8 protein-coding genes are annotated in these 9,921 nt (G+C 62.3%); 5 read left to right on the forward strand and 3 right to left on the reverse strand.

Annotation, left to right across the window (positions count from 1 at the left end):
- Window positions 1-40: 40 nt before the first annotated feature.
- Window positions 41-1,168: a muconate/chloromuconate family cycloisomerase gene (locus ACTJLC_RS25295; RefSeq protein ID WP_310133571.1), complete on the forward strand. Its 1,128-nt coding sequence runs from the start codon at window positions 41-43 to the stop codon at window positions 1,166-1,168.
- Window positions 1,169-1,255: 87 nt separating this feature from the next.
- The gene (gene catC / locus ACTJLC_RS25300) at window positions 1,256-1,534 is read left to right on the forward strand and encodes a muconolactone Delta-isomerase (RefSeq protein ID WP_310133575.1); all 279 of its coding nucleotides are present in this window, start codon (window positions 1,256-1,258) and stop codon (window positions 1,532-1,534) included.
- A 100-nt stretch (window positions 1,535-1,634) separates the two neighbouring features.
- Here catC and ACTJLC_RS25305 read toward each other — a convergent pair whose 3' ends face one another.
- From ACTJLC_RS25305 to ACTJLC_RS25315, 3 genes are all read right to left on the reverse strand, one after another.
- Window positions 1,635-1,769, reverse strand: a complete 135-nt coding sequence (locus tag ACTJLC_RS25305) for a hypothetical protein (RefSeq protein WP_310133577.1) — start codon at window positions 1,767-1,769, stop codon at window positions 1,635-1,637.
- Window positions 1,770-2,360: 591 nt separating this feature from the next.
- On the reverse strand, window positions 2,361-2,978 hold the full coding sequence (locus ACTJLC_RS25310) for a TetR/AcrR family transcriptional regulator (protein ID WP_310133580.1): 618 nt from the start codon (window positions 2,976-2,978) through the stop codon (window positions 2,361-2,363).
- A 219-nt stretch (window positions 2,979-3,197) separates the two neighbouring features.
- Window positions 3,198-4,658: a TolC family protein gene (locus ACTJLC_RS25315; RefSeq protein WP_310133582.1), complete on the reverse strand. Its 1,461-nt coding sequence runs from the start codon at window positions 4,656-4,658 to the stop codon at window positions 3,198-3,200.
- A gap of 94 nt (window positions 4,659-4,752) precedes the next feature.
- Here ACTJLC_RS25315 and ACTJLC_RS25320 point away from each other — a divergent pair, with 94 nt between their 5' ends.
- The 3 genes from ACTJLC_RS25320 to ACTJLC_RS25330 all read left to right on the forward strand — a co-directional run bounded on the left by ACTJLC_RS25320 (window position 4,753) and on the right by ACTJLC_RS25330 (window position 9,701).
- On the forward strand, window positions 4,753-5,370 hold the full coding sequence (locus ACTJLC_RS25320) for a TetR/AcrR family transcriptional regulator (RefSeq protein WP_310133584.1): 618 nt from the start codon (window positions 4,753-4,755) through the stop codon (window positions 5,368-5,370).
- A gap of 81 nt (window positions 5,371-5,451) precedes the next feature.
- A complete protein-coding gene (locus tag ACTJLC_RS25325; RefSeq protein ID WP_310133587.1) occupies window positions 5,452-6,567 on the forward strand; it encodes an efflux RND transporter periplasmic adaptor subunit in 1,116 nt (371 codons plus the stop codon).
- Complete coding sequence (locus tag ACTJLC_RS25330; protein WP_440845558.1) at window positions 6,564-9,701, forward strand: efflux RND transporter permease subunit; 3,138 nt, start codon at window positions 6,564-6,566, stop codon at window positions 9,699-9,701. Before ACTJLC_RS25325 ends, ACTJLC_RS25330 begins: the two co-directional genes overlap by 4 nt.
- The last annotated feature ends 220 nt before the right edge of the window (window positions 9,702-9,921 follow it).

The following is a 9,921-nucleotide window of genomic DNA, read 5'->3' on the forward strand; positions in this document are numbered from 1 at the left end:
CGCAATACTTCAGCAAGCCCTCCACTCCAACATTCCAGGTATGAACGCTCAAATCACCTCCGTCGAAGCGATTGTGGTTGATCTTCCAACCATTCGCGCGCATCAGCTAGCCATGGCGACGATGCAGCAACAAACCCTGGTGATCGTCCGTCTGCGCTCGAGCGATGGCATCGAGGGTCTTGGCGAAGCCACGACGATCGGCGGTCTGTCGTACGGCGACGAGAGTCCCGAAGGCATCAAGCTGACCATCGATACTTATCTCGCACCTGCAATCGTTGGGCAAGACGCGACCAACATCAACGGCGCCATGCTCAAGCTGAACAAGATTGCGCGGGGAAACCGGTTTGCCAAGTGCGCCATTGAAACGGCTTTGCTGGACGCTCAGGGCAAGCGCCTGGGCGTGCCGGTTTCAACGCTTCTTGGCGGCGCTGTCCGCAAGACGCTTCCGGTCCTGTGGACGCTCGCAAGCGGCGATACGCAACGCGACATCGATGAAGCGGAAACGCTGCTTGCGGAACGTCGCCACAATACTTTCAAGCTGAAGATCGGCCGGCGCAGCGTTCGCGATGACGTAGCGCACGTATCGAGAATCAAGGCCGCGCTCGGCGACCGTGCCAAGGTCACCGTAGACGTGAATCAGGCCTGGAACGAGGTTGACGCGGCGCTGGGAATCGAAGCGCTTGAAGCCGCCGGCATCGACCTCATCGAGCAACCCACGCCGCGAGAGCAACGCGCAGCGCTCGCCAGACTCGCATCGCGTTTCATCGTGCCCATCATGGCCGACGAAGCAGTAACCGGCTCGGAGGACGCCCTCGAACTCGTGCGCGGTGCGTGTGCGGACGTGTTCGCATTGAAGATCGCGAAGTCCGGTGGAATTTACGGAATGATGCGTACCGCCGCCATTGCGGATGCCGCCGGCGTGTCGCTGTACGGCGGCACGATGCTCGAGGGTAGCATTGGTTCGATAGCTTCGGCGCACGGATTCAGCGCTCTTCCGCAGCTTGCGTGGGGTACCGAGTTGTTCGGACCGCTGCTGTTGAAAGACGACATCGTTACTACGCGACCGCAATATCGGGACTTCGATCTTCACATGCCAGAGGGTCCCGGCCTCGGCCTCCACATCGATGAAGACAAGCTCGCCTTCTACCGTCGCGACAAAGGAATCTGAGCACGCGCCGTTCAACTTGGAAGCCATTACTCCGACCGTCTCTTGTCAGTCCGGCTGGCTGGAACGTCGCATTTCAGGAAGGGAATCATGCTTTACCTCGTCAGGATGGACGTACATCTGCCGCACGACATGCCCGCTGCTCAGGCCGATGAGATCAAGGCTCGTGAGAAGGCTTACTCGCAAGAACTGCAACGGCAAGGAAAGTGGCGGCAACTGCATCGCGTGGTGGGTGAGTATGCGAACTACAGCGTCTTCGATGTTGAATCACATGACGAACTTCACGCCATCCTTTCGGGTCTGCCGCTGTTTCCGTATATGACGATGAAGGTGACTGCGCTTGCTCATCATCCGTCGTCTATTCGTTGATACGCTGCGGTGCATCTCGGGAAGGATTGGGTCGTCAGGCTGTATTTGCCTTTCACCGCCGAATGGGCAGAGTTGCCTGAAGCAGTATTCGTGCGATTGCCTATCTCAACCAGCGCGGATAGGCGATGTCCTGAGCGTGGAACACGACGGCGTTGCCGCTCGCGTGCGTGACGTTGACTTGCAGCCGTTCGATTTGAACGATCCGCGATTCCGCGAAGTCACCCGAGAGCAACATTTTGCGGATCGGCTGTCGCGGCCTGAAGACTCCTCGGAAATGGTCTCAACTGCGGGAATGACCGTCCGGTGTTGAAGTTGGTGTGAGCCTTGATGACGAGGTAGACCGTTACTACACACCAGCCCGCAGCAAGGACGTAGACAGCTCTCGCACCAAGAGGTCTGCAATTTCCGCTGGGCTCGCGTTTTGAGCGTTCTCAATCGGGTCGCACCTCTTTCGCATAGGTAGTTGGATTCTTAAAAACTGGAACTCATGTCGACGCAACATGATTTCGCTCCGGGCCTACGAAGTCCGGCATGTTCAAAAGCGCTTCATGGGTGAATCCACCTTCATTTATTCTCGAAAGCACGGCATCAAGCGTTTCAAAAAAGCTCTTCGTCCCCTCGTACCACTCTGCACGAAGGCACTGATTCTAAAAGAACGTGCAGAAGCTTCTCTGGGCCCCTAAACTTCTTCCGATACGCGCTGGAACCGCTTTGCTACGCCTGCGGGTCGCTCGTGACGTGTCGGCGAGACCTACCTGAAGATCCGGGGCATGTGGGTCTCGAGATAAGCAACTCCCGCACACCCAAGAGTCCGCGATGATTATTTCTATTGCGGTTTCAAACCGAAGATTTCTGTAAAGACATTGCATAGAACCGCTTCGGCCGAAGCGGTCGGCAGTTCGTTGGGCATGGTCATGTTGAAGTAAAGGATGCCGTCCATCAATGCGATGGCGGCGAGCGCGTAGTCGGTGCAAGGACCTGGCGATTGCATATTGACGCGTTTGCGGAAATGTTCGATGAAGGACGCGACCATATCGCGTTTTTCCAGGCACAGGGCGTTCATGCGTTGCCGGAATTTCGCGTCACGCATGGCGTGCAGACGCGCCTCTGCCCAGATGACGTAGTTGCCCTCGTCACGATAACGCTGTGCGTATAACAAGGTGAGCTGCTTTTGCAGCCCCTCGCTGCGCGGGTCTGCATCCAGCAGCTTCCGCAAGTTTTCCTGCACGTTCTGATGATCGCGCCGGAGCAGTTCGAGGAACAGATCGTTCTTGCTGTCGAAGTTCGAATAGAACGCGCCGCGGGTATAGCCGGCGTGGGCGGCGATGTCCTCCACGCTGGTCGCAGCCAGCCCTTTCCCTGCAATGCGCAGGGCCGCTGCGTCGAGCAGGCGCAAGCGAGTCTGTTCGCGGGCTTCATCTCGGCTTAATCGTTTACGTGGCATGCGGCAAGGTATCGAGTCATCTGGCACAAGTGTCTCGTTGCGTTATCAGCCCGATGCGGCGCGTGGCGCGGACGGAACGATGCGTTCCGTCGCGTGACGGCAAGCAACAGCAGGCACCTTTCGACAGACGGGCGAAACGGAGCCCCCGGCAACGGCCATCGAACAACGGAGACGGCAAAATTCCATGCCCTCCCTGGGCGCTACGGGCGCATACGGTTACTACCTGATTGCGACTGCTTCCAGGTCGCCAGCTTGCCAACCTCCCCCGAGTGCCTTGAAGGCAGCGACCGCTGCACGTGCTGATTCGGTTTGCGCCTGCGCGCGCTCATCCGAGGCACGGAGCAGGTTTTCGTCGGCCTGCAGGACTTCGATCAGACTGACGACACCTTTTTGATAGGCTGCAAACGAGGCCGCTCGCGCGCGGCCGAGCGAGTCCACTCCCTGGGTGAGCACGGCAGCCTGTTCCTCGCGCTTGACCAGGGCCGAGAAGGCGTTCTCCACGTCCTCGGTTGCATGTAGTGCAGCAAGCCGATACGCAGCCAGCATCTCGGCCTCCTGGCCCTTGGCCTGATCGATCTGCGCATTGATCCGGCCGAAGTCGAACAGACGCCAGCGCAGCCCCAGCACGCCGGCCGCCTGGTTGGCGCCGCTTGAAAACAGATTGCCGCTAGCCACTGATGTCGCGCTGCCGATCAGTCCACTGAGAGAGAGCTTGGGGTAGTACTCGGCGATGGCGACACCAATGCGCGCATTCGATGCGGCGAGGCGCCGCTCAGCCACGATCAGGTCGGGCCGGCGCCTGAGCAACTCACCTGGCGATCCGGTGGCCGCCATCCGCGGGGCGGCCGGGATGTCGCCAGCTTCGACCAGCTCTGCGCGATGCGTGCCGGGCTGCGCACCCAGCATCACGTCCAGTGCGTTCATCGCCGCGTCCAGACCCGTCTCGAGGACGGGGACGGAGGCCCGGACCTGGGCAAGCGCTCCCTCGGCTTGCCTCACCTGAAGCTCGGCCGCCAGGCCCTTGCCATACAGAAGGTTGATCGTGGAGAGCAGATCCTGCTGGGTCTGCACCTGCCGCCGGGCAACGTTCAGACGGGCTTGCAAGCCACGGATGCTGATGTAGGTGTCGGCGGTCTGTGCCGCCACAGCCAGGCGCGTGGCCGCTGCGCCCGCTTCCGAAGCCTGGTACTCGCCGAGCGCCGCTTCCCGTCCACGACGCAGCCCTCCGAACACATCCAGTTCCCAGCTCGCGCCAAGATTGGCTTCGTAAGCGTTGCCGTAGCGGTCGAAGCCCGGCGTCGAGTTCAAGACCCGCCCCAGCGGCGTTTCAACGGATTGATAGGCTCGGGCGGCCTGGCCGCTGAGATTGCCGGAAGGCAGCAACGCGGCATTCGCCGCCCCAAGTCCCGCACGCGCTTGCGCGACGCGAGCGGATGCCTGCACGAGGTCGAGATTCTGCTCCAGCGCTAGCGCGACGAATCGTGTCAGTTGCGGATCGCTGAACCCCGTCCACCATGTAACGAGGTCGGCACTGGCCGTCGCCTGCCGCTGCTCGAGCGCGGCCTGGCCCAGGAACCGCTCGGGCATGGGTACGTTTGGCCGGGTGTAATCGGGACCGACGGCGCAGCCTGCCGAGAGGCTGGCGACGATGAGCATGGCAAGGATGCGTTTTGGCAGCATGGGTTTCTTCCGGCGAGGAGAACAAGTGATTGTGACTATAATACATATTAGTCACTTGTTGTCGATTCCTGAGAGCGGCGGTAAGCTGCGAATCATGAAAAGTGCAATCACCTATCCCGTTTCCGCCCGCGGCCCCGCCGACCACGACGTGCGCGATCAAATCGTGGCGGCGGCCACCGAGCACTTCAGCCGCTTTGGCTACGAGAAGACAACCGTTTCCGATCTTGCCAAGGCCATCGGCTTTTCGAAGGCGTACATCTACAAGTTCTTCGAGTCCAAGCAGGCGATTGGCGAGATGATCTGCGCGAACTGTCTGCGCGAGATCGAAAGCGAGGTCAAAGCGGCCGTTGAAGAGGCCGACCGGCCACCGGAGAAGCTGCGGCGGATGTTCAAGTCGATCGTGGAGGCCAGCCTTCGCCTGTTCTCGCAGGACCGCAAGCTTTACGAGATTGCCGCGTCGGCCGCCACGGAGCACTGGCAGGCGACGCTCGCCTATGAAGAGCGCATCCAGAAGCTGCTTCAGGACATCCTGAAGGAAGGCCGGCAGAGCGGGGACTTCGAGCGCAAGACGCCGCTCGACGAGACCGCGATGGCGATCTACCTGGTCATGCGCCCCTACCTCAACCCGCTCATCCTGCAACACAGCGTCGATTACACAGTGGAGGCGCCGGCGCAGCTGGCCAGTCTGGTGCTCCGCAGCCTGTCGCCCTGAAGCAAAGCATAGGTGACTATTGACTATATTGGTCACTAGAACCATAATGAAAGCCGTCATCACTTCGTCGATGGGACTTTCATGCTCTCGCGTCGCCTCGCCACCTGTACCGTCGTGTGTTCCTTGCCATTTGCGCTAGTCGCTTGCGGCGCAAAAGCACCATCCGATCCGCGCACCGAGGCGCCGATGGTGCGTGTCGCCATTGTCCAGAGCGCGACTCCAGCGTCGCGTTCGTTCACGGGAACCGTAGCCGCCCGGGTGCAGAGCGACCTCGGGTTTCGCGTCTCCGGCAAGGTGCTCGAGCGGCTCGTGGATACGGGGCAAGCCGTCAAGCGCGGCCAGCCGCTCATGCGCATCGACCCCGCCGATCTGAAGCTCGCTGCGCTGGCTCAGCAGGAGGCGGTTGCGGCCGCGCGAGCGCGGGCCCAGCAGACGGCGGAGGATGAAGCCCGCTACCGCGACCTGCGCGGCACCGGCGCGATCTCGGCTTCGGCCTACGACCAGGTCAAGGCGGCGGCGGACGCGGCCAAAGCCCAGCTCAGCGCAGCCGCGGCCCAGGCCGACGTCGCCCGGAATGCGAGCCGCTATGCGGAGCTCGTAGCCGATGGCGATGGCGTCGTCATGGAAACGCTGGTCGAGCCGGGCCAGGTCGTCAACGCGGGGCAGATCGTGGTGCGCCTCGCCCACGCCGGGCGCCGTGAGGCCGTTATCCAGTTGCCCGAAACCCTGCGCCCCGCGGCCGGTTCGATCGCGCAAGCCACGCTCTTCGGCAAGGAAGGCATCAGCGTTTCGGCCACGCTGCGGCAGCTCTCGGATGTGGCGGATCGCCTGACCCGCACGTTCGAGGCGCGGTATGTGCTGGACGGAGAGCTCGCCAATGCACCGTTGGGCACTACGGTCACGATCCGGATTCCGGATGGACATGCCTCCGCGCAAGGCGGCTTGCAGGTGCCGATCGGCGCCCTGTCCGACGCGGGCAAGGGACCGGGGGTGTGGGTCATCAACGGCGAGCCGGCAAAGGTTGCCTGGCGGCCGGTTGCTATCCAGCATCTGGACGACGATGGCGCACGCATCGCCGGCCAGCTCAGCCAGGGCGACCGGGTCGTCGCGCTCGGCGCGCATCTGCTGCGCGAAGGCGAGCAGGTCCGGGTGGCAGGCCAGGCCGCCGCCGCTACGACCGAGGGAGCCCGTCCGTGAGCGAAGGTCGTTTCAACCTGTCGGCGCTCGCCGTACGCGAGCGCTCCATCACCCTGTTCCTCATCTGCCTGATCTCGCTCGCGGGGCTCGTCTCGTTCTTCAAGCTGGGCCGGGCGGAAGATCCCGCCTTCACGGTCAAGGTGATGACCATCATCACCGCCTGGCCTGGGGCCACCGCGCAGGAAATGCAGGATCAGGTCGCCGAAAAGATCGAAAAGCGCATGCAGGAACTGCGCTGGTATGAACGGACGGAAACCTACACGAGACCTGGCCTCGCCTTCACGACCTTGACGTTGCTCGACAGTACACCGCCTTCGGAAGTGCAGGAGCAGTTCTATCAGGCCCGCAAGAAGGTCGGCGACGAGGCTGCCAACCTTCCGCCTGGCGTCATCGGGCCGATGGTCAATGACGAATACGCGGACGTCACTTTTGCGCTGTTTGCGCTCAAGGCCAAGGGCGAACCGCAGCGCCTGCTGGTACGCGACGCGGAGACGCTGCGCCAGCGGTTGCTGCACGTGCCCGGCGTGAAGAAGGTGAACATCATTGGCGAGCAGGCGGAGCGGATCTATGTCGAGTTTTCGCATGACCGTCTGGCAACGCTGGGCGTCAGCCCGCAGGACGTATTTGCCGCGCTCAACGGTCAGAATGTGCTGACGCCGGCCGGCTCCGTGGAGACCAGGGGCCCTGAAGTACTGGTTCGCGTGGACGGCGCCTTCGACGAAATGCAGAAGATCCGCGACACGCCGGTGGTGGCGCAGGGTCGCACGCTGAAGTTGTCGGACATTGCCACCGTCGAGCGGGGCTATGAAGATCCGGCGACGTTCATGATCCGTAACGGCGGGGAACCCGCGCTGCTGCTGGGCATTGTCATGCGCGACGGCTGGAACGGGCTTGATCTCGGCAAGGCGCTAGACAGCGAGGTCGGGGCGATCAACGCCGAACTGCCGCTGGGCATGGGCCTGACCAAGGTGACGGACCAGGCGGTCAACATCAGCTCGGCGGTCGATGAGTTCATGGTCAAGTTCTTCGCCGCACTGCTGGTGGTCATGCTGGTCAGCTTCGTGAGCATGGGCTGGCGCGTGGGCCTCGTGGTCGCCGCGGCCGTGCCGCTGACACTGGCGGTGGTCTTCGTGGTGATGGCCGCGACCGGAAAGAACTTTGACCGCATCACCCTGGGGTCGCTGATCCTGGCGCTGGGCCTGCTGGTGGACGACGCCATCATCGCCATCGAAATGATGGTGATAAAAATGGAAGAGGGTTACAGCCGACTCGCTGCCTCCGCTTACGCCTGGAGCCATACCGCTGCACCCATGCTGTCGGGCACACTGGTCACGGCGGTCGGCTTCATGCCCAATGGCTTCGCCCGATCCACTGCGGGCGAATACACCAGCAACATGTTCTGGATCGTCGGCATCGCACTGATCGCGTCGTGGGTGGTCGCGGTGGTCTTCACGCCGTACCTGGGCGTCAAGATGCTGCCCGACTTCAAGAAGGTCAAAGGTGGGCACGGCGCGATCTACGACACGCCGCGCTATAACCGCTTCCGTCAACTGCTGAGGGGCGTCATCGGGCGCAAATGGCTGGTCGCCGGTTCGGTGGTGACCCTCTTTGTCGCCGCCATACTCGGTACGTCCGTGGTCAAAAAACAGTTCTTCCCGATCTCCGACCGTCCCGAAGTACTGGTCGAGGTGCAGATGCCCTATGGCACGTCCATCGCCCAGACCAGCGCCGCCACGGCGGAGGTGGAAGCCTGGCTGGCCAGACAGAAGGAAGCCCGGATCGTCACCGCCTATGTCGGCCAGGGCGCGCCGCGCTTCTATCTGGCGATGGGACCGGAACTGCCCGATCCGTCGTTTGCCAAGATCGTGGTGCGCACAGACAGCCAGGATGAGCGCGACGCATTGAAGCAGCGACTACGCCAGGCGATCGCCAACGGTCTCGCGTCCGAGGCGCGCGTACGTGTCACACAACTCGTATTCGGCCCGTATTCGCCGTTTCCGGTCGCCTATCGGGTCACGGGTCCGGACCCGGACAAGCTACGCGGTATTGCGGCCAAGGTTCAACAGGTGATGGAGGCCAGTCCGATGATGCGGACGGTCAACGCCGACTGGGGCACGCGTACGCCCACGCTGCACTTCACCTTGCAGCAGGACCGGTTGCAGGCGGTGGGACTGAGCTCCAGCGCGGTCGCGCAACAACTGCAATTCCTTCTGACCGGTGCCCCCGTCACGACCGTGCGCGAGGACATCCGAACAGTGCAGGTCATGGCGCGTTCGGCCGGCGACGTCCGTCTCGATCCGGCCCGGATCGGCGACTTTACGCTGGCTGGCGCCAACGGCCAGCGCATCCCGCTGTCACAGGTCGGCAAGGTCGAGGTCCGCATGGAGGAGCCGATCATGCGCCGGCGCGACCGGATGCCGACGATCACCGTGCGGGGCGATATCGCCGATGGCTTGCAGCCGCCGGACGTATCGACGGCAGTCACGAAGCAGCTTCAGCCCATCATGGACAAGCTGCCGGGCGGCTACCGCATCGAGCAGGCTGGTTCCATCGAGGAATCGGGCAAGGCGACGGTCGCCATGCTGCCGCTCTTCCCCATCATGCTGGCGATCACTCTGCTTATCATCATCTTCCAGGTGCGCTCGATTTCCGCGATGGTCATGGTGTTCCTGACCAGTCCATTGGGTCTGATCGGCGTGGTGCCCACCCTGCTTCTTTTCCGGCAACCCTTCGGCATCAATGCGCTGGTCGGCCTCATTGCGCTATCGGGAATCCTGATGCGTAACACGTTGATACTGATCGGTCAGATCCACCAGAACGAACAGGCGGGCCTGGGTCCGTTCGACGCACTCGTTGAAGCAACCGTGCAGCGTGCCAGGCCGGTGATCCTGACCGCGCTGGCGGCGATCCTGGCATTCATCCCGCTGACCCATTCCGTGTTCTGGGGAACCCTCGCTTACACGCTGATCGGCGGCACTTTCGCAGGGACGATTCTGACCCTCGTGTTCCTGCCGGCCATGTATTCCATCTGGTTCAAGATCAGGCCTGGCAATACGGCCGGTCGGAAAGAACAGCAGGATCAGGCACAGCCTGCGGAACAGATGCTGGAGGACCCGGCCGCCGCTTCGAGATAAAAACCGCTCATGCCATGCATGCTGTGTCGCGAAAATCGGTGGTCTGGCGCATCTGCGTGGCATCCGCCTTCCGACTCCGAGACGTCATGACGTGAAGACAATCGGTAAGCGACTCGGCCCGACCGTTTCCCCGTTCGCGCGCGCGTGAGGCATGGTGGTGATGGTTGTGTCGGAGTCAGTGTAGATCAAGTGAGATCGTGTCCACGATCGGCGATCGTGG

The organism is Paraburkholderia sp. 22099 (genome assembly GCF_052045835.1).
Taxonomy (GTDB): Bacteria; Pseudomonadota; Gammaproteobacteria; order Burkholderiales; family Burkholderiaceae; genus Paraburkholderia; species Paraburkholderia terricola.

Bases quoted from the DNA above. Each gene is read 5' to 3' on its own strand.
- ACTJLC_RS25295 (WP_310133571.1), top strand. From the start codon at position 41: ATGAACGCTCAAATCACCTCCGTCGAAGCGATTGTGGTTGATCTTCCA.
- ACTJLC_RS25310 (WP_310133580.1), bottom strand. From the start codon at position 2,978: ATGCCACGTAAACGATTAAGCCGAGATGAAGCCCGCGAACAGACTCGC.
- ACTJLC_RS25305 (WP_310133577.1), bottom strand. From the start codon at position 1,769: ATGTTGCTCTCGGGTGACTTCGCGGAATCGCGGATCGTTCAAATCGAA.
- ACTJLC_RS25325 (WP_310133587.1), top strand. From the start codon at position 5,452: ATGCTCTCGCGTCGCCTCGCCACCTGTACCGTCGTGTGTTCCTTGCCA.
- catC (WP_310133575.1), top strand. From the start codon at position 1,256: ATGCTTTACCTCGTCAGGATGGACGTACATCTGCCGCACGACATGCCC.
- ACTJLC_RS25320 (WP_310133584.1), top strand. From the start codon at position 4,753: ATGAAAAGTGCAATCACCTATCCCGTTTCCGCCCGCGGCCCCGCCGAC.
- ACTJLC_RS25315 (WP_310133582.1), bottom strand. From the start codon at position 4,658: ATGCTGCCAAAACGCATCCTTGCCATGCTCATCGTCGCCAGCCTCTCG.